The sequence below is a fragment of the Bacillota bacterium genome (assembly GCA_013178415.1).
In the GTDB taxonomy this organism is placed as follows: Bacteria; Bacillota; SHA-98; order Ch115; family Ch115; genus Ch115.
In genome coordinates this window covers 88201-106898 of record JABLXA010000011.1, presented here as the reverse complement: position 1 = coordinate 106898, position 18698 = coordinate 88201, and the positions used below count along the sequence as shown (strand labels likewise).

At 53.4% G+C, this 18698-nt stretch carries 18 protein-coding genes and 1 riboswitch; of the genes, 13 read left to right on the top strand and 5 right to left on the bottom strand.

Annotated features, from left to right (window positions below):
* Positions 1 to 320 precede the first annotated feature (320 nt).
* From HPY52_10390 to HPY52_10355, 8 genes are all read left to right on the top strand, one after another.
* Positions 321 to 812 carry a nucleotidyltransferase domain-containing protein gene (locus HPY52_10390; protein ID NPV80667.1) on the top strand — a complete coding sequence of 164 codons (492 nt, stop codon included), beginning with the start codon at positions 321 to 323 and terminating at the stop codon, positions 810 to 812.
* Positions 809 to 1219: a HEPN domain-containing protein gene (locus tag HPY52_10385; GenBank protein NPV80666.1), complete on the top strand. Its 411-nt coding sequence runs from the start codon at positions 809 to 811 to the stop codon at positions 1217 to 1219. Before HPY52_10390 ends, HPY52_10385 begins: the two co-directional genes overlap by 4 nt.
* Before the next feature lie 39 nt (positions 1220 to 1258).
* Positions 1259 to 1438, top strand: a complete 180-nt coding sequence (locus HPY52_10380) for a hypothetical protein (GenBank protein NPV80665.1) — start codon at positions 1259 to 1261, stop codon at positions 1436 to 1438.
* A 290-nt stretch (positions 1439 to 1728) separates the two neighbouring features.
* Complete coding sequence (locus tag HPY52_10375; GenBank protein NPV80664.1) at positions 1729 to 2181, top strand: hypothetical protein; 453 nt, start codon at positions 1729 to 1731, stop codon at positions 2179 to 2181.
* A gap of 79 nt (positions 2182 to 2260) precedes the next feature.
* Complete coding sequence (locus tag HPY52_10370) at positions 2261 to 5419, top strand: AAA family ATPase (GenBank protein NPV80663.1); 3159 nt, start codon at positions 2261 to 2263, stop codon at positions 5417 to 5419.
* 528 nt (positions 5420 to 5947) lie between these two features.
* A complete protein-coding gene (locus HPY52_10365) occupies positions 5948 to 7687 on the top strand; it encodes a M3 family oligoendopeptidase (protein ID NPV80662.1) in 1740 nt (579 codons plus the stop codon).
* Between the two features lie 556 nt (positions 7688 to 8243).
* Positions 8244 to 9002 carry a ZIP family metal transporter gene (locus HPY52_10360; GenBank protein ID NPV80661.1) on the top strand — a complete coding sequence of 253 codons (759 nt, stop codon included), beginning with the start codon at positions 8244 to 8246 and terminating at the stop codon, positions 9000 to 9002.
* A 153-nt stretch (positions 9003 to 9155) separates the two neighbouring features.
* Positions 9156 to 9731 (top strand): nicotinamidase, encoded by a 576-nt coding sequence (locus HPY52_10355; protein ID NPV80660.1) that lies wholly within the window; start codon positions 9156 to 9158, stop codon positions 9729 to 9731.
* Positions 9732 to 9796: 65 nt separating this feature from the next.
* Here HPY52_10355 and HPY52_10350 read toward each other — a convergent pair whose 3' ends face one another.
* The 4 genes from HPY52_10350 to HPY52_10335 form a co-directional block, all read right to left on the bottom strand.
* Entirely contained in the window at positions 9797 to 10615 is an 819-nt protein-coding gene (locus tag HPY52_10350; protein ID NPV80659.1) for a hypothetical protein, read from the bottom strand.
* 145 nt (positions 10616 to 10760) lie between these two features.
* Positions 10761 to 11099: a P-II family nitrogen regulator gene (locus tag HPY52_10345; GenBank protein NPV80658.1), complete on the bottom strand. Its 339-nt coding sequence runs from the start codon at positions 11097 to 11099 to the stop codon at positions 10761 to 10763.
* 290 nt (positions 11100 to 11389) lie between these two features.
* Positions 11390 to 12454, bottom strand: a complete 1065-nt coding sequence (locus tag HPY52_10340; protein NPV80657.1) for a Gfo/Idh/MocA family oxidoreductase — start codon at positions 12452 to 12454, stop codon at positions 11390 to 11392.
* A gap of 247 nt (positions 12455 to 12701) precedes the next feature.
* Entirely contained in the window at positions 12702 to 13070 is a 369-nt protein-coding gene (locus HPY52_10335; protein NPV80656.1) for a hypothetical protein, read from the bottom strand.
* Between the two features lie 297 nt (positions 13071 to 13367).
* Positions 13368 to 13478, bottom strand: a riboswitch (SAM riboswitch).
* Between the two features lie 163 nt (positions 13479 to 13641).
* Between HPY52_10335 and HPY52_10330 the strand changes: the two genes are divergently transcribed.
* From HPY52_10330 to HPY52_10320, 3 genes are all read left to right on the top strand, one after another.
* Positions 13642 to 14013, top strand: a complete 372-nt coding sequence (locus HPY52_10330; protein ID NPV80655.1) for a helix-turn-helix transcriptional regulator — start codon at positions 13642 to 13644, stop codon at positions 14011 to 14013.
* A gap of 265 nt (positions 14014 to 14278) precedes the next feature.
* Positions 14279 to 14794 (top strand): hypothetical protein, encoded by a 516-nt coding sequence (locus HPY52_10325; GenBank protein ID NPV80654.1) that lies wholly within the window; start codon positions 14279 to 14281, stop codon positions 14792 to 14794.
* Positions 14709 to 15248 carry a hypothetical protein gene (locus tag HPY52_10320; GenBank protein NPV80653.1) on the top strand — a complete coding sequence of 180 codons (540 nt, stop codon included), beginning with the start codon at positions 14709 to 14711 and terminating at the stop codon, positions 15246 to 15248. The genes HPY52_10325 and HPY52_10320 overlap by 86 nt, the downstream gene beginning before the upstream one ends.
* Positions 15249 to 15837: 589 nt before the next feature.
* Here HPY52_10320 and HPY52_10315 read toward each other — a convergent pair.
* Positions 15838 to 16083, bottom strand: coding sequence for a hypothetical protein (locus HPY52_10315; GenBank protein NPV80652.1), 246 nt, complete (start codon positions 16081 to 16083; stop codon positions 15838 to 15840).
* 208 nt (positions 16084 to 16291) lie between these two features.
* Here HPY52_10315 and HPY52_10310 point away from each other — a divergent pair, with 208 nt between their 5' ends.
* Positions 16292 to 17248 carry an L-lactate dehydrogenase gene (locus HPY52_10310; protein ID NPV80651.1) on the top strand — a complete coding sequence of 319 codons (957 nt, stop codon included), beginning with the start codon at positions 16292 to 16294 and terminating at the stop codon, positions 17246 to 17248.
* 282 nt (positions 17249 to 17530) lie between these two features.
* Positions 17531 to 18586: a hypothetical protein gene (locus HPY52_10305; GenBank protein ID NPV80650.1), complete on the top strand. Its 1056-nt coding sequence runs from the start codon at positions 17531 to 17533 to the stop codon at positions 18584 to 18586.
* Positions 18587 to 18698 lie beyond the last annotated feature (112 nt).

The following is an 18698-nucleotide window of genomic DNA, read 5'->3' as shown; positions in this document are numbered from 1 at the left end:
ATTGAATCTTTGCAGTTTTGTCCATCAGCTTTGGGGACCTCCTGTCTTTGTGGGGTTTCGTTAATGTTATACCAGGAGGCTCCCCTTTTATCAATTCTTATCCGATTTCATTACAGGACTGCTCTGGTGGTGCTACCGCGGTAGCATGGGGGTCTGTCATGCAAATCGTGTTTTGGAATTGTCTCAACCGCATCCCCATCACCATTTCGGTATTTCGCTGGTTCAATTGTTGCTATAATGAGACTCTATTTAAGACATGATAGTCGAGAGGAGACATTGGGCTTTATGTCGAAAGAACATTCGGGAGAGGAGAGATCTCCATGTTGCTGGAATCCCTCGATAGGCTCCTTGAAGTGATTAAAGAGAAGGCCCTGGACCTCTATGGAGAACGCTTGATCACCTTGGCGGTCTACGGGTCAGTAGGACGTGGAGTTCCGCGGCCTGACTCTGACGTGGATTTGTTAATCGTGGCATCCCGCCTCCCTGAGGGCAGATTGAGACGTATGGAGGAATTCTCTCACTTGGAAGATTCCTTAAGCGATGTTTTCGATAACATGAGGAAGTGTGGGATAACGCCCGTGCTTTCGCCTGTGATCAAAACCCCGCATGAGGTAAAATCGGGAAGTCTTCTGTTTTTGGACATGATTGAGGATGCAAGGATACTCTATGATAGGAATGGCTTTTTTGCAGGTTACCTGGATGAGCTGAAAACGAAGCTCCAGGCGCTGGGGGCAAAGAAGGTAAAGTGGAAGGGAGCCTGGTACTGGGATCTAAAGCCCGATTTCCGAAGGGGGGAGACAATCGACCTATGACCGGCCTGACTCTCGGAGGAAGCTACCTGATCAAGGCTGAAAAACGCCTTAAGGCCCTCGATGTGTTACTTGCGGAGGAAGACTATTCAGATGTAGTCCGCGAAGCTCAGGAGATAGTTGAACTAGCCTTGAAGGGAATGCTGAGACATATCGGCGTTGAACCTCCCAAACAACACGATGTGGGCAGCTTACTGCTGGAACATGCGGTAAGGTTTCCGAATGACGTCAAATCTCAGCTCCGGCGACTTGCCGATATTTCAAAATGGCTGCGCAAGGAGAGGGAATTTGCCTTCTATGGTGATGTAGATTTCATCCCAACTGATGAATATACCAAGGAAGATGCCGAAAGGGCGCGCGAAGACGCGAGGTTTGCGGTGGCGATTGCACGGAAGGCAATGTCGGCATGACAGAGCGGATGAGAACACGAGGGAAAGAGGGATCCGGACGTGAATGAAGCACAGGGTCACAGGGTCCCTTACGTTGCTTTATTCCTGGCGCTTGGTATTGTGTTTGGAACGCTGGCCTTTGAAATCACAAAGCGGCCATTGTATATTGGAGTCGGAGTTGGGATGGGCACTGTCATAGGCGCTGTAGCGCAATCTTTGACGGACCGCAGAGGACGGTAACGAGAATCGGCGGATTTCAAACGGGATAGCATACCCTCTTCCTCGACGTGGAGAGGGTCTTGTTTTTTGCGGCGAGATGATGATATGAGGGAGAGGGGACAGTTCGCCAGATGGAGAGTAAGAGGGGGTCATCATCGCTCCGGTGGTTTCCAGCAAATGTAACCTCATAATGGGCCTCGGATTGGTGGGTTGCAAAATGGGCAGCAGGTAAGAATGTTCAGGCGTAGAAGTATAAAACCGGATGCGGGACTTCCTGGCATGGCACGTCGATATGGGGGGAGTAGCTTGCGATGGATGTGTTTGGATTGCGCGACAACCTTATATCGGATTATAGTAGCTATGTTCGGAGCTTTATCACCGAACGCCCAAAGAAGGAGGGCCGGCCCGCAGCCGTTGTGCAGCGATTGCATCGGGGATTGCGCACGCCTGAAACCGCTTTTCGGACGCCCATCCTTGAAGCCTTGGCGGAGCTTGGTGGTTCTGCGCCTGTCAATGAGGTCCTTGAACGCGTTCATGGGAAGGTGAAGAGTCACTTAAACGAGTACGATCAACAATCGCTTCCTTCTGATCCGAGCGAGCCGCGATGGCGAAATACCGCGCAGTGGTGCCGACTTTTGCTGGTCCATGAAGGGTTGCTGGCTGCAGACTCGCCGAGAGGGATCTGGGAAATAACCGAGCTCGGACGAAAGGAACTGGCTCGTTTAAGCCAGCCTGACGATGATGCAAAACAGCAGCTAGAATAGAGAACGGTCGAAGGCACCCTGCGCTCTGCGGTGAGACTATACAGTGTTTCTTGTGGTAGCTATGCTAGGGGGTGTCGTTGTGACCTACGAGGCGATCACCGAAGAGATGATTAGGGCCCTCGGTGACGAGGTGGAAGCCATCAAGAGAGGAACCGGGGGACAGCAGGTCGGCCTCCAGGATGGAGTCAAGCGCGGTTTTTCCGTGGGGCGATACCTCTATTCTTTCAATCTCGCATTTGAGCTCAACGTTCCGGACGACACTCCCGCTCAGTTGATAGTTGGAGAAACCAGGTACAGCGTGACGGTAGTCACCGTTGATGGGTTTGAGATAATCCTCATGGTGACCAAAGATCTGGGCGAGCGCGTGCCGTCGGCCAGACTCAACACTTCTCCGTATTACCTCCTGGAAATCCTACAGACCAGGCTCCGCGAGACGCTATCGGGCTCGCTCAGAGCCAACAAGGAAATGGCGATGAGGCTATTCAACCAGGCGCCGAATGAGAAGTTCTCTTTCGAGCCGCCAGTCGGGCTCCTGCCATCGGGCGAGCACGAGCCCAATTCGGAGCAGAGAGCCGCTGTGTCAAGGGCGTTGTCGCAACGAGTTACCTTCGTCTGGGGACCGCCCGGCACAGGCAAGACGACGACTATCACTTACCTGGTTCCCTTATTGATTCAGCGGGGGGAACGAGTACTCATAACATCTCACACGAATACGGCTGTAGATCAAGTACTGAAGGCAGCCAAGAAGGGATTGACTCGCGAGCAGATCGACAACGGGGTTATCCTTCGCATTGGGCAACCCAGAGAAATGGACTCGGAAATCCAAGAGCTCCTGTTGGAGACGGTTGTGGAGAAACGAGGCGCCGGCCTCAGGCAGCGGTGTGAAGAAATCGAACGATGTCTCGCTGCCGCGAGAGAGCTAAGCGATCGGTGGGCATGGTGGGAGGAGAGGCTGAGAGAGGTATCTGACTTGCGCAAACGATATGACACGGCCAAAGACGATCTGGCAGCAGCAAGGGACCGGAATACCGAGCTCCACGGGCGGACGCAGGCATGTCTGGGGGAGAAGGAGCTATTGGAAAGAAGGCTCGCTGATGCGAGGCAGGCAGGCTTCTTCCGCAGGATATTGTTGGGGTTGAATCCAAAGACTATCGAAGCCCAGCTGCAAGAGAAGGAAGCCGAGCTAGTCGGAATCCGAGAAGAAATTGCGCGGATTGAGCAGGCGTTGCCTCATCTGGAGTTGTTAATGGAGGAAGCTCGCACAGCGCTTGATGACGCTCAACGGGTGCTTGAGAAGTACGCGCCCGTGCCGACGGCGGACGAGGTTCAGTTGCAGCTCGGGCGGTCCCGGACGGAAGTCAAGCGCCTCGAAGGTGAGCTTGCGGCTGTCCAGGCGCAAATTGCGCATCTGGTGGAGACGGTGATCGTGGAGGCGAAGGTAGTAGGCGCGACGCTCTCAAAGCTGACCACAACTCAGGAGCTTTACCAGGCACAATTCGACGATGTCGTGGTAGACGAGGCAAGCATGATACCGCAACCTCACCTCTGGTTTGCGTCTACTCGCAGCACCAAGCGTATTGTTGTACTCGGTGATTTCCGCCAATTGGCACCCATTTGTGCTGCCAATGAATCAGCCTTGGCGGTGAAGAGGATAGGCACCAGCATCTACGTCGAGTCCGGTATCATTGATGGCAGCGAGAGAGTCCAAAGGGAAGATCCGCGGCTGGTTTCACTCCAAAAGCAGTACCGAATGCACGAAACCATCGGTGACCTGGCCAACGAGCTGGTTTACCTGCCAGATGGCAATCCCCTTACGCACCACGCAAGGTCTGACGAGACTGATCGCGGACTGCAGGCTCTACCCAACGAAGGTTCGCCCATCGTCCTCTGCGACACGTCGTCTGCGAATCCGTGGTGTGCCTGGTTAGAAGGGACATACTCCCGCTACAATATCTATAGTGCCATTGTCACAGTGAGGTTGGCCGAGCAAGCTATGCAAAGCGTGGTGGAAAAAGGAGACACCAAGATGGAGATAGGGATAATGTCTCCCTACAGCGCGCAGGCTCGTCTCCTTCACGTGCTTGCCAAGGAGCACCACTTGGGTGACAACGTGAAGATTGCCACAGTGCATCGCTTTCAAGGCAATCAGAAGGATGTCATCATAGTTGACCTTGTCGATGGCCCGCCATTCAAGCCGGGAACGCTTCTGACCAACGCCCAAGCGAAGTGTCTCCTCAACGTGGCGTTCACAAGGGCGAAAGGGAAGCTCGTCCTCGTTGCGAACTGCGAGTATTTGCGGCAACGCAGGGTGGGCAGCGCACTGGAGGTCGTGCTGAGGTACTTTGGGCAAAACGCGAGTCTGATAGACAGCAGGACCGTGCTATCGGGGTATGAAGACAGTGAGACACTCGATCTCAACGAGAGACTGCAGCCGAGAGTGGACGTAGGGAATCCCGAAGGGATGTCACTGTACCATGAGGTCATGTTCTATCCAGCTTTCCAGCGGGACCTAATGTCCGCGCAGAAGTCTGTAGTCATTTTCAGCCCTTTTGTGGAGCTACGACGGACGGCACAGCTCATACCCGTAATCAGGCACCTGATCGGCAAAGGGGTGGAAGTACACGTCTTCACTCGCCCTGGTCGTGCCGCGCATCAAGGGGACACGGACTACGAAAGCGGCGACTCACTTCTGCAGCAGCTGGAATCCGTCGGTGTCAAGATCAACGTGCGTAAGGGTGTGCATGAGAAGTTGGCCTTCATTGATGACCGGATAACCTGGTGTGGTAGCTTGAACATTCTGTCTCACAGCCGCACCACGGAACAAATGATCAGGTTCGAGAATCCACGGTTGACCGAGATATTCCTCGAGTTCAATGGAGTCGTAGAAGCTTTCAACACGGAGAAAAGAAGGGAAGCAGCCGATGCTCTGCTGAAACGCATCTCAGCTGCCTTGGAGAAAAGGATGGGGCGGCCGACGTGTCCCAGACCCGACTGCCGGCGGCCGATGGTATTGAGGACGGGCAGGTTCGGTCCGTTCTTTGGGTGTTCGGGTTACCCGCGCTGCAACGAGACTATGAACATATCGAGGCCAGTGCCCGAAGTCGTCATTGAGGAACTCGATATCCCTTGTCCTGTGTGCAAGACCGGGCGGATGCGCTTTAGGTCTGGGCGGAGAGGCGCCTTCATGGGGTGCAGTAGATACCCCGAGTGCAAGGGAACCGAGCCTCTCGAGTCATAGAACCCATCTTCTCGGCTTCTGACAGATGCAGCCTGCCTTCTGACGACGGATCCCGCGACTGGCCTCGGCGGGTCCAGCGTGTGCGAGGCACGCCGAACAAAGATATGATCATGGGCTCAGCGTTCCACGAAACCCTGGCAGACATTCTTGTGAGGGGCGAAGCGCCTTGTGTATATGCACGGCGTGGATCATCTGTGTGACATACTTAAGGGGCTGCAGGAGCCTCCAGAGGCAGTCGTCGAGAAACAGAAACGCGACCTTTGGACCGATGATTATATCGAGCTTGTCAGGCGCGTCAATGCTGTACATGGGTTCGGGGCTGCGCGGCTCGCCACACGGATCCAGGAGTCGATGGCGAAATGGTTGTCTGGGTACTTGCTACAAACCCGTCCCGCAGGTTTTACGAGAATCTTGGAGCCAGGGAAATCACACAGCTCTGGCCGAGCACGACCACGGTTTTTACGGTTTAATCGGACTTTGTTTACAAAATACGGGAAGTATCAACAGTCTCATAAAGGAGTTATGCATATGATGGCAACACCGCAAACACCCACAGATCCAGCCAAGATGCCGGTTGATCCATTCGAATGGGGCACCGTCCGGCCGCTTTTCGACACTCTGCAGGCGCAAGACCTGACCCCCGACACTGTCGGCACATGGCTGCAGCAATGGAGTGACCTGCGCTGTATTCTAGAAGACGCGTCCTTTGCTGCCTATCGCGCGGTTACGGAAAATACCGCCGATGCTGAAGCAGAGGCCCGCTATCTGCACTTTGTGCGGGACATCCAGCCGAAGATCACCGTAGCTGAACAGGGGTTACGCCAGAAGCTCCTGGCTTTACAAGGATATCAGCCTCCGGAAGAATTCCGGGAAACCTACCGGCGCTTCCGTAATTGGGCAGAGCTGCATAGGGACGAGAATGTCCCTCTGCAGGCGGAACTGGCCAGCATGGAGAATGAGTACAACAAGATCGTAGGAGCCATGTCAGTCACCTTGGACGGGCAGGAAATGACTCTGCAGCAGGCCAACCAGCGACTGTACAGCCCGGACCGCTCTGTGCGCGAGCAGGCCTGGCGCCTGGTGCAGGACCGCTGGCTGAGAGACCGTTCCGCCCTGGACGCCCTTTATCTTCGCATGCTGCAGATTCGCCGCCAGATGGCCCGCAACGCGGGATTGCCAGATTTCCGTTCCTATCGCTGGCGTGAGCTGTCGCGTTTTTCCTATACGCCGACGGACTGCCTCCTCTTTCATGAGGCTATCGAGCAGCAAATGCTGCCGTTGGCTCCCAAATACGCTGCCTGGCGCCAACGCTCATTGAGGGTTGAGCAGCTGCGGCCCTGGGATACGGAAGTGGATCCTCTGGGCCGGCCTGCCCTCCACCCCTTTGACACAATAGACGAGCTCGTCGAGGGTGCGCAGAGGATCTTCAATCATCTAGATCCCGAGCTGGGTCGGTATTTTGCGATCATGCGCGATGGCAATCTGGATCTTGCATCGCGGCCCAACAAGGCTCCGGGTGCCTACAGCGGAGGTTTTCATATCACCGGGAAGCCCTATATCTTTGCCAATTGTGTAAGCATTCAGGATGATGTGAATACGTTGCTGCACGAAAGTGGTCATGCGTTTCATTTTATAGAATCCAGCCGGGATCCGTTGGTTTGGAACAGAATGGGCACGGATGCTGTTAATTTCGAATTCGCCGAGGTAGCCTCCATGAGCATGGAGCTGCTTGGCGCCTCTTACCTGGAACACAGCTGGGGCGGCTTCTATTCTGAGGCGGATGCCCGCCGCGCCCGTGCTGAACACCTGTTGGGCATCATCACATTCCTCCCCTACATGGCCGTGGTAGATGCCTTCCAGCACTGGGTGTACAGCGAGGCGCCCGAAGACGTTTCCGCAGCGGATTTGGATCGGGAGTGGGGCGCGCTCTGGGATCGTTTCATGTCCTGGACCGACTGGACGAGGCTCGATGACGCGAAGGTTAGCGGGTGGCATCGTAAGGGGCATATTTTTGAAACGCCCTTCTATTACGTAGAGTATGGGCTGGCCCAGATTGGGGCGCTTCAGATATGGCGTAATTCCTTGCATGACCATGCCGGTGCCGTGAGTTCTTACCGGAAGGCCCTGGCGCTGGGTAACAGGCGGTCGTTGCCGGAGCTGTTCCAGGCTGCCGGCGCCCGCCTGGCCTTCGATTCCCAGACCCTGGGGGAGCTGATGTGTCTGGTGGATAGCGAGCTGCAGAAACTGCTGGCGCCGTGCCGCCTGTAGCTATCTCCGGGTAGAATGTGATCTAGCGAATCTGCCTGAAGGGCCATCGGCCGTTCAAAACCTCCTTTGATGGTAGGCCATGGCTTCCGCAAAATGCTTTGATCCTCCGCCCAAACCGCTATCGCCTGCAGCCTCACCTTATAGTACGAATGCCCTTTGCACCCGAAGAGCTCTTGACGGTAAAGTCGCAGGGTAGTAGATTGGGAGCGGAAGGTAGGGTAGTCCAGTCAAGGCGAGCTTCCGCCGCATTGTATCTACGTTGAAATGCGCCATACTGTATCTGCTTGAAATGCGCCATTCGAACCAGTAGCCAGGGATGTGCCATATCCGGTGACATTGGTCTCCAATGGCGATTTATAGCCGCAAATAGGCCAGATAAGCATAGGAGATGCTACTTTTCGGCAGGCAAAAGTGGCGGCCGGATGAAGTGTAAATTTTTTCCTTCGAGCGACCCTACTGATCGGCATTTTAACAGCGCATAGAGAAAGGGATGGAGCATTGGGCATCCTGACTACTACGGTCATTGGTTTCCTGGCGGGAATTCTCGGGACTGGAATTGGCGGAGTCTTTGCACTGTGGTTTAGGTTTCGGGGGGCGGGATAGCCTCAGTTTTCTTTTGGCAGCTTCTGGCGGGGTCATGATCAGCATTTCTCTTGTAGACCTCGTGCCAGAGGCCATAGAAGTCGGCAGTAAAGGCTGGGCTTCGCTGGGCCTCCTCCTCGGTACCGTATCCTTGCTGGCATTGGACATGATCCTTCCCCATATGCACAGTGATCCAGTTAGGATAGGGAAGGGGCAGGAATGGGAGGTTTGCCATGGGCAAAAGGCTAGACATGGGCGAGGATGGGAGATTTACCATGGGCAAAGGATTGCGAAGCTTAGATCCATGGGGCTTTTGATCGGTCTCGGCATTGCCATGCATAACGTCCCAGAGGGACTTGCTATAGGTGCGGCATATGCCCATGAACAGGCTTTCGGGGTTGGGATAGCGTTTCTCATCGTAGCCCAGAATGTCCCGGAAGGAATGGCTATCGCGGTACCTTTGAGGGCGGGGAAAATGGGGCCGTTGAACGTCATTATATGTACTATGGTCGCGGGATTGCCCATGGGCCTCGGGGCACTTGCCGGTGTGGCCTTTGGGGCGGTGTCGCCTCATTTCCTCTCAATTTGCCTTGGTTTTGCCGCAGGCGCCATGATGTATGTGGCAGGCGACGAACTGATTCCTGAAGCCCACCTCTCGGGATCGGAGCAATATCCGACCATCGGGCTGGTCACCGGGATAGTTGTGGGTGTGATAGCCAGCTTTATAGTATAGGCACCATAATATAGACTGCCAAGTTTAGAGTTGACGGATTGTGCAGAGAGAGAGACTGTAATATGCTTATGCATTGCCACGATTTCGGAGCGGACCACCTATGGTAAGCTAGAGTAGTCTAGAAAGTCCATATCTGGAGGCGATGGTTCTGTGATTGCCAAGGACACTTGTCTTGCCATCGTCGATGTCCAGAATGATTTTTGTCCCGGCGGGGCGCTGGCGGTACCTGGGGGAGATGAGGTAATTCCGGTGATCAATTCCTGGATCAGGCGGTTTCAGGAGGCCGGGTCACCTATAGCCTATACCCAGGACTGGCACCCCAAAAACCATTGTTCCTTCCGGGAAAATGGCGGCATATGGCCTCCTCATCATTGCGTGCAGCGGACCAGGGGGGCGGAATTTCACCCTGATCTTGTCGTAGACGGCACGATATTTCGAAAGGGCTTTCTCCCCGACAAAGAAGCATATTCGGGGTTCGATGGTACACTTGACGGGAAGCTTGGGAACCCGGCCCTTGGACAATGGCTTCGGGAAAATGGGGTAAAGTGTCTTTATGTAGGGGGCTTGGCCACTGATTATTGTGTCAAGGCTGCTGTCCTGGATGGCATCAAAGAGGGGTTTCAGGTAATCCTGATCCGCCAGGGCATTCGAGCTGTGAATGTCAACACAGGTGATGGGGATAGGGCAATTGAAGAAATGGTCGAGAGCGGGGCACAGGTTTATGGATGAGACTCCCGCTACTTGCACCGGAGGAACTAGCTACCTTCCAGGACATCGTCAAGCTTAGCGCGGTCCTACATGTCAAGGGCACCGCCTGCTTCTCCCGCAAGTGTTATTCCGAGTTTGGAGCATACGGGGCCTATGAGTTCATAAATGACAGTTGAGGCGACAACCGTGGTAGATATGAATTCTCCGATTTCAGGGAACTGCTGTTTCACAAGCAGGCTGAGTCCAAGCGTCACTCCGGCCTGGGGCATAAGGCCTAGCCCAAGGTATTTTCTAACTGATCGAGGGGCCTCGGTGATGGTTGCGCCCAGTGAGGCTCCCAAGATTTTGCCCAGCACCCCGAAGAAAACATACCCAATACCAACAAGCCCGACCTTGCCCAGGAGTTCAATGTGGAGTCCTGCTCCTGACAGAGTGAAAAAGGCAACATAAACTGGGGTATCCAGCGCCTTGATTGCATCAAAGACTTTGTCGCCACGGCGAGAGGCATTATCTACCGCAGAACCAAGAGCCATGCAAGTCAGAAGCGGCGACAAGTCAAGCGCCAGCGCCAGTCCAGCCCCGGCAAAAATCGCCCCCAGCGTAAGCACCTGTAAGTCTGGTTCATCCCGGATCTTTTTAGCAGCAAGCGATACGAGGAATCCCAGGGTCAACCCCAGCAGTAGCGCAAGGAGTATTTCCCAAAGGGGTCTGAAGATCATGCCGGTGAGGGAAACATCAGCGTGCTTCATCAACATGGCCGCAATACCCGAGGCTATGCCAAAGGCCATGGCACATATTGGATCACCTATGGCAACTACGGCAAGTAACGTTTCCGTTAGCGGCCCTCTCGCCCTGAGCTCGCGAATTACCAATATCGTAGCTGCAGGCGCCGTCGCCGCGGCTATCGCACCATAGAGAAGGGAGACCGCTCACTAGTTAAAAGATTGGGCATAGAAGGCCCGATCATGATGCCTGCAATAAGATAACCAGTAACGGCAGGGAATCTCAGCAGATTTGCCAGCTTTCCAAAGCAAAATGACGTAATGGATTTCAGACCGGGTGCGGTTCATCCTGAGAGATCCGGCTCAACCCGACAATTCTATCTACCGGAATAGTAAAGATTATTGCGGTATCAGGGTTGTCCAAGTGTCCAAGGACTTTAACGAGAGCTTCGATCACTGGGTCGACCTTTTCATCTCTCATAACGGCGAAAATCGTGTAATTATAGGAACGCCCGTCATCGAGCATCATACCGAGGCTTGCGAAGATAGGAACTTGCTTAGCCAGTCTTCTCCCCATCCCCGTGCTGTTTAGGATCGTTGCGCCTTTAACGTCACAATCCAAGAGAGCCTTCAATACTTCATCTAGCTTATCTGTTTTGTTAAGCACCAAAAAAGGCCTTCAAAATAGCTACCTCCAGCTGGCTCCCTCCACTATGTCTTCCTGAAAAAACTGGGCTCCTTAAGGTGTCGGCCATCCCGACTAGAGGGATCCTCTTCCATGGTAGCACAGGTCGCGCCATACATAAAGGCAGTCATTTTATGAAAACGGAAGGGGAACTCGAGGGATTCCGCGATGCCGTGTCTGGGGCGGACATCGTGGTGGTGCGGCTCACAGCTTCCCCTGCCAGTGAATAGACAGGCATGGATGCCCTCCCTTGCCAGAGCAGCACCTGGGGTTTATTCTGCACTCTGTCTGACATTAACCCATCCTCCTATTTTGTTGGATCTTTCGGCTGCCTCCAGCACTTCCTGCACCCTCAGGCCATCTTCGAAGGTGGCTCCCAGAGGTTCATAACCCTCCCCGGATAGACTTCTCAGAAAATCGAATTGGCTTGCGAGATGGTACCTTGTCCAGCCGATGGAGGATTTCGGACCAGGAAAGCCTGTTGCAGGCTTTGGGTAACGCTGAATCGTCTCAATGCGGATGAATCCGCTCCTGCCGCCCAGGGGTTCCTGAGGCTGAGCGGCATCGTAGAACCAGAGCCAATTTGGTTCCATAAGGCTAAACATCACGGCTCCTTTTGTCCCATGAATTTCGAAGCGGAGGTCATCATTCGTTCCTGTAGCTACACGCGAGGCCTCAATAATGCCAAAGGAGCCATCAGCCATCTTAACCTGGAGGATCACGAGGTCATCTACATCCACTTTCCCCTTAGCGCCGGGACGCTTTGGGTCAGGTCGTTCCATAATAAATGTGTGCAGCCTGGCCATCACATCCTGATAGTCCCCAAGTAGAAACCGCATCAGATCCACCACATGAGAACTCAGGTCAAAAAGTGCCCCTCCGCCCCCCTTTTCTCTGGTGAGACGCCAGCTTAGCGGGCGATTGGGATCTATATAGCCTGAATGAAGGTATTGAGCCCGGAAATGGAGGATCTGTCCCAAGGCGCCTTCTTCGATAAGACCCATCGCTCGCATGGTGGCCGGGACAAACCTATAGTGGAAGGCAACCTGATTTCGAAGCCCCGATTCCCTTGCGGGACGAACAAGCTCATGGGCCTCCTCCACGTTCATAGCGAGAGGTTTCTCGCAATAGACGTGTTTGCCGGACTTTAGCGCATCCAGGACCACGGGGAAATGAAGGTAATTGGGGGTACAGCAATCTATGGCGTCTATATCTTCCCTTTTCACAAGCTCCCGGTAATCTGTGATGCAGTCCTTCACGCCTGACTGCGCCATCGCGAGAAGACAGGATTCCTTGGACGCGGCGCATACAGCCTTCACCGAGACTCTAGCCGGCATTGGATCATAATAGAGCAGATTCCTAGATCCTTATACTCTAGGCCAGCTACAAGTCGCTCCTCGGCCTGTCTCACTTTGTGAGCCTTCAATGCCTGCGTCACCGTAGGGGGTAGCTTAATCGTCCGTCTGCTCCTTGAGGTCTTAGGCTCAGTAAATTGCCATCCCTTGTCCCTATATACAGCGTACCGAATATGTGCGGCTACCCACCCACGCAAAGACACGAGCAAGGACCGTCAGGACTACTCTGTTAACCAATTGGTGGTGTAGAAATATCTATCGCTTCACTCATCTTTTCGCGCACGCACCATCCGTGTGATAGTCTGATCTTGTCCGTCTGCAGGGGATACCCCGCCTGCACCTGGTCAGCGTCATCCTCTGACTCCAGGACCACAAAACCATATTCGGCAAGGTCAACCAGCGCCCATCTTATTCTCTGCGGAACGATTGTGGAATCTCTCTCAGGGCCCTTGTCTCGATGAGCAGCAAAGCTGCCATCCTTGCCGCTGGAATCAGGCGGATGGGCATACCCCATGCCCTCCTTTATGACAAGAATGGTCTCGATCATCTCGCACAACTGCAAAAGCAAATTGTCCAGCGCAGAAGCCAAGTCTCTCATACTGCCCGCCCCCCATACTTGCTCTATGGCCGGGCATGATCCTCGCCAGAGGACCAGCCTTGGCCGTCGCCCCCCAGGTCGGTCTGCAAGAGCAGCCTTCAGGCCATTAGTGTCCCATTATGGCAATAATGAGACATCGGGTTGGAAATCCCTGATGATCTAATGGCGCACCGATTGGCAACAGACCATACCCCCCTTCCATGACTTCTGTGTCCGCCCCCGAATCTGGACCCGCGGTCCGTATAACAAGAAGCCCTCTGTGCAAGGGAGAGGGCGTGCAACAGCCAATTGAATATGTCCTCATCTCTCAGCGGAAATCTTCGCTGCAGGATTTAGCACCTTACCCGTGATATGCTGGCAGGTTGCCGGGCTTCATCGGGCCAGTCCATCCGCCGCTCTTGATGAGAGTTTTAATTTTCGAATCAATCATGACAGTCCCTCTCCAATCTGTCAATATTCAGACCAGACCGCCAGACTATCTGTCATGACTAAGAGGCATAATTCTACAGACTATGGGTCTATTCCTGTTTGTCGCAGAGTCTGGAACAATAAAATTAGAAGGTGAAAATGCATGGAGGAGCTAAAGCGGCGTATAGGCAGCCGCCTGCGGGCACTGCGTCAGGACCGGCGGCTTACCCAGGAAAAACTTGCTGAATCCGCCGGGATACACCCGACGTTCCTGGCCAAAATCGAGGGCGGCCGAAGGTTGCCGAGCCTTGAGGTGATCTGCAGGCTTGCCAATGCTCTTGGTGTCCCTGCCGCGGCCATCGTCTCAGCCATCGACGAACGCGAGGGGGCCTCACCCAAGGATCGCCTGGCGGATGAGATTGTCATGCTTCTAGAAGACTCCACGAGGGAGGAGCTTGAGCTCGTAAGGGACTTCAGCATGTTGTTGCTGAAGCATAGGGACCCACGAAATCGAGCCGATCCCACTGATCAGTAAAAAACAAATATACTGATGCCTGACTGATTAGTGACTGATTAGACCACATCAAGCATCTAATAACCTCCTAGCGGGAGTTTCCTAGTTACGTCTAAAGAAGGCCGGAAACCCTTGATACATCTGGATTTTCTCATGTTGCCTAACAAAATGCGACCATCGACCGATGGTATGGCAGAAGTACTTGGGTAAGGCAGAGGACATCGTGGCTAAGCTGGAAGGTGCCGGGGCAGAGCCGCATATGGCGCGAGTATTCTCGTCCGGGGCAGTGGCGGCATTGTATCAGGTGGCAACGGAGTTGGCAGGCGAGTGTCAGGATGTAACGCTCATCCTGGACAAAGGTAATAATTCCAAGAAGAACATACTCCGGCTTTCGGATGCTATAGGGTTCGTGGGATCTCTCGTGCCAAGCCACCATCCGGAGCTTTTAGCGGTGCCAAAGACTGAGTTTGTGCCCCTGGAAGGCTCCCAGTTTGGAGGCGTGCTGGCGTATCGGACCAAGAAAGAAGTATTCGGGGCGAAACGCACGGTAGTGGTCACGTACAATGAGGCTCTCTATTTGGGCCAGATGCAGGGGTTGGTGATCAGCATGCGTAAGGCGAACGAGAGGCTCAGGGAGCTAAAAAGGGCCTTGACGAACGCAATTCCGGGCGGAAGACGCGAGGCAAAAAGCCACGGTTACAGGAGTGAGAGCCGGGGTGAGAAAGATCCTGGGCAATCCCCTGGACGGGATCATAAAGTGGGAGGTCACCGAAAAGGACGGGGGCATCAGCCTGGAGTATGAGGTCGACCATGAGGCTCAAGAAGCTTATGTAGAGAAGCACTTTGGCAAGAACATCCTTTTCACTAATCGGGATGAGTGGAGTACCGAGGAGATTGAGCTGTCATACCGCGGCCAGGGATGTATCGAGGGGAGTTTCAGGGATATGAAGGATCCCCATTTCATCGGGTGGAGCCCTATGTACCACTGGACAGACCAGAAGATACGCGTGCACGCCTTTTACTGTGTTCTGGCGCTGACACTGAGCGCGCTCCTGCACCGCCGGTTGGCAAAGGCAGGGATGGATATGAGTATAGAGGCCATCCTGGAGCAACTGTCGGACATCTATGAGGTAGCCCATATCTACCCGCCTGAGACCCGTAAGAAGGACACTTTCACGCTTTCCGAGATGAATGAGGTGCAACGTATGCTTACTCAAACTCTCGGTCTGGAGGCGATGCACCGGCTAGCCAGTTAGTAACAGGAGTACAAGGTCGGAAACCCTTGTGGTACCTGGGTTCTCGCTTTTGTCTGTGCGCTAACTAGGAAAGTCCCGCTAGGGAGTTACCATTACAAGACAAGATTTCACTGGCGCGCATTACTGCTGATAGTCCAAATCTCCATGTTGAAATCACAGCCCAAGACATATAGACCCTCCTATAACTTAACATCCATATTTCTATTTTCCCTATGGAGTTCTATAGAAAACTCCCCATCCAATCAAAAGCTTTCCTGCCACTGAACTGATGAGCGCCGTTAAAAACATCCATGTCAAGATGTGGCGGAACGCCCAGAAGATCATAGGCTCACTTTATTCTATCAAAGGTAAACCTTGCCGCCTCATGGGGAATATATGCTCCTTCCCTTGAAGCCATCCATGGTCTGGTGAATGATATGGCGCACTACAAAGGCTGCCAATTGGAATTTCAATACGAATGGACAGATCCCTGCTGGGCAGGCGCGCCCCGCGTTGATATTAGTCTCGAATCCCTAACTGATGTCTCCCTCTTTATAAATGACGGGCCCCTTCTGGAGCCCGTAAATTTTGATCTTGAGCCCCAATTCCCCTAATTGCCAATTCCACTTCCCGGATACACCTGGTGAAACAGGGGAATAGCGAAGTCCATGGTCACCATCAGGGCTAAGCCCACCTGCTTCACGTTCCACTTCTGCTTGTTATGCCCCCGCTGAGGTAATTCCGCCTCGCTTGCAGTATCTATCCAGGTGAAAAAGTTGGTCGTATCGTAAACCAGGCTGCGCAGGTCCAGGGAATATAGCTTCACCATCGCCAGGGATTTTGGCACCGGCAGCATTCAATGAAGGATCATTGATGATTTTGACGAACATACCAGGTGAATCCTTTAGGTTTATAGATCGCGGATCGGTTAGCTGCCTCACTTGTGGATAGTGGATAGTGGGAGATTGGGAGGGGTAAGCCCAGGAGGTAGCCGGTCCCGGGCATGGCCATGAGGCTAATGGGCCGTGCCATGTCGATGAAAACTTTGATAGGTGGTGATGGTAATGGAGCAACCTCGTTCCGGAAGAGCTACGAAAATATCGATTATTGGCGCAGGATTTGTTGGGTCGGCCTTTGCCTATTGTCTTATGATCAGTGGGCTTTCGTCAGAGATCGTTCTCGTGGATGTGAACTTCAAAAAGGCGGAAGGCGAGGCCCTGGATCTGAGTCACGGAGTGCCCTTTGTGCGCCCAGTTGTGGTGAGGGCAGGGAAAATGGAAGATATCGAAGGATCAGACCTTGTTGTGATCACGGCAGGAGCTGCCCAAAAACCGGGGGAAACCCGCCTTGACCTTGTGAGCAGGAACGCCGCGATATTCAAGGGGCTCATTCCAGAGGTCGTCAAATATGCGCCTGACTCAATCATTCTTGTGGTCACAAACCCGGTGGACATCATGACCTACATAGCGCTCAAATTCTCAGGTTTTCCAAAGAACCGGGTTCTCGGTTCGGGCACAGCGCTTGACACGGCGAGATTCCGGTATCTCTTGAGCAAACACTGCAATGTGAGCGCTCGGAATGTTCATGCCTATATCATAGGAGAGCATGGTGACAGTGAAGTTGCGGTATGGAGCCTGGCGAACATAGCGGGCATGCGGCTGGCTGAATACTGTCCATTGTGCGAGAAAGCCTGCCGGCCTGAATTTCGGGAGGAGCTGCTGGACGATGTAAGGCGCGCAGCATATGAGGTCATTGACCGGAAGGGAGCCACCTATTGGGCGATAGGGCTAGCGATGACAGAAATCGTGGGTGCTATTCTGCGAAATGAGAATGTGGTGATGACTATCTCGTGTCTCTTGGATGGCTACTATGGAGTAGATGATGTGTGCCTGAGCGTGCCTACTCTTCTGAATCGCACGGGTGTTGTTCATCCCGTAATGATCCAGTTGAATGAGGAAGAACAGGAAGCCTTCCGCAATTCGGCCAGGATTATAAAAGGGGTCCTGAAGCAGCTGCTGTAGCGTATATCCAAGCTCATTTCGCGGCCGCTCTGCAGATTGCATAGGCTACCTCCGGACTATTGCATGCCGGGCTGCGAGCCCCTCGCGCGGGCGTGCTGCAGATTGCAGATATGGTTATTGAATAATGAGGCAGGAGTTTCTGGCATCTTGCCGAAGTGAAATCTTCGAGTCGGCCCGGACAGGATCTGAATACCAGCGGGAAGGGGGATTCCCTTGAGTATCGAACCTTGTCGACCCAAATGGAAAGGCACGATGACCGATCGGGAGCGTTTCAACAATCAAATGCATTATAAACCGGTGGACCGTTGTTTCAATATGGAATTTGGATATTGGGATGAAAACTTCCGTGAATGGAGCATCTTCAGGGATAATCACATTACCAATAATAGGGAAGCCGATATCTTTTTCAACTTCGATAGAATTGAGGTCATCAGTGGAAACATATGGATGTCACCACCTTTTGAGCAAAAGGTCGTTGATGAAACCGCCACTACCAATGTGATCATCAATGCCGATGGTCTCTTAGCGGAGATCCCCAAGGATGGCCATGATACAATCCCGCATTTCATCAAGTCATCTATTGTGACGCCCGATGACTGGAAGAGGGTAAAAGAAGAGAGGTTTCGCCGAGACGACCCGGGACGCAAAGTCGACATCGAAGCCCTCAAAAAGGCCCACCCACCCGATCGTGACTATCCATTGGGTGTAAATTGCGGTTCTATGATCGGGAAGATAAGGGACATGCTGACCTTTGAGGGACTTATCTACGCCTGCTATGATTATCCTGACATGGTAGAAGATATGGTGGAGACTTGCTGCCTCCTCGTGGAGGATTTCCTGGACCAGGTGCTGCCTCATTTCAAATTCGATTTTGCCTCTGGATGGGAGGATATAGCCTTCAAGAATGGTCCGATTGTTACGCCTGGTTTTTTCCGTGATGTTGTTATGCCGAGGTATAAGAGGATCAGCAATAAGCTTCGGGCGGCAGGAATCGATATCTGGTATATAGACTGTGACGGTGATGTCCGGCCCATTTTGCCTTACATGCTGGAAGGCGGCGTTAATTGCTTATTCCCATTTGAGGTGAATTCTAGCGGGCATCCGAGGGAGTTATTGGATAAATATGGTCCCCAGCTCCGAATCATGGGTGGTGTCGACAAGATAGAACTCGGTGAGGGTAGGGATGCTATCAAGGCGTATCTAGAAACTCTCGTTCCATTGGTGGAGAGAGGTGGATATATACCATTTGTCGACCACCGTTGTCCGCCGAACGTCAAGGAGGAGGACTATCTTTATTACCTCGATCTAAAGGAGCAGATGTTCGGCATTCCCACATGAATCGCAGAGCCCGTGCTTGAAAGCATAGAAGGAGAGCGCTGACGCGATATAGAGGTAGTTGGGGGAAATCAAGGAGTATTTTGCCCTTTGGCGAGTATTTCCATGGAACGGA

Bases quoted from the DNA above. Each gene is read 5' to 3' on its own strand.
- HPY52_10390 (NPV80667.1), top strand. From the start codon at position 321: ATGTTGCTGGAATCCCTCGATAGGCTCCTTGAAGTGATTAAAGAGAAG.
- HPY52_10385 (NPV80666.1), top strand. From the start codon at position 809: ATGACCGGCCTGACTCTCGGAGGAAGCTACCTGATCAAGGCTGAAAAA.
- HPY52_10375 (NPV80664.1), top strand. From the start codon at position 1,729: ATGGATGTGTTTGGATTGCGCGACAACCTTATATCGGATTATAGTAGC.
- HPY52_10365 (NPV80662.1), top strand. From the start codon at position 5,948: ATGATGGCAACACCGCAAACACCCACAGATCCAGCCAAGATGCCGGTT.
- HPY52_10340 (NPV80657.1), bottom strand. From the start codon at position 12,454: ATGCCGGCTAGAGTCTCGGTGAAGGCTGTATGCGCCGCGTCCAAGGAA.
- HPY52_10335 (NPV80656.1), bottom strand. From the start codon at position 13,070: ATGAGAGACTTGGCTTCTGCGCTGGACAATTTGCTTTTGCAGTTGTGC.
- HPY52_10330 (NPV80655.1), top strand. From the start codon at position 13,642: ATGGAGGAGCTAAAGCGGCGTATAGGCAGCCGCCTGCGGGCACTGCGT.
- HPY52_10315 (NPV80652.1), bottom strand. From the start codon at position 16,083: ATGCTGCCGGTGCCAAAATCCCTGGCGATGGTGAAGCTATATTCCCTG.
- HPY52_10310 (NPV80651.1), top strand. From the start codon at position 16,292: ATGGAGCAACCTCGTTCCGGAAGAGCTACGAAAATATCGATTATTGGC.
- HPY52_10305 (NPV80650.1), top strand. From the start codon at position 17,531: ATGCATTATAAACCGGTGGACCGTTGTTTCAATATGGAATTTGGATAT.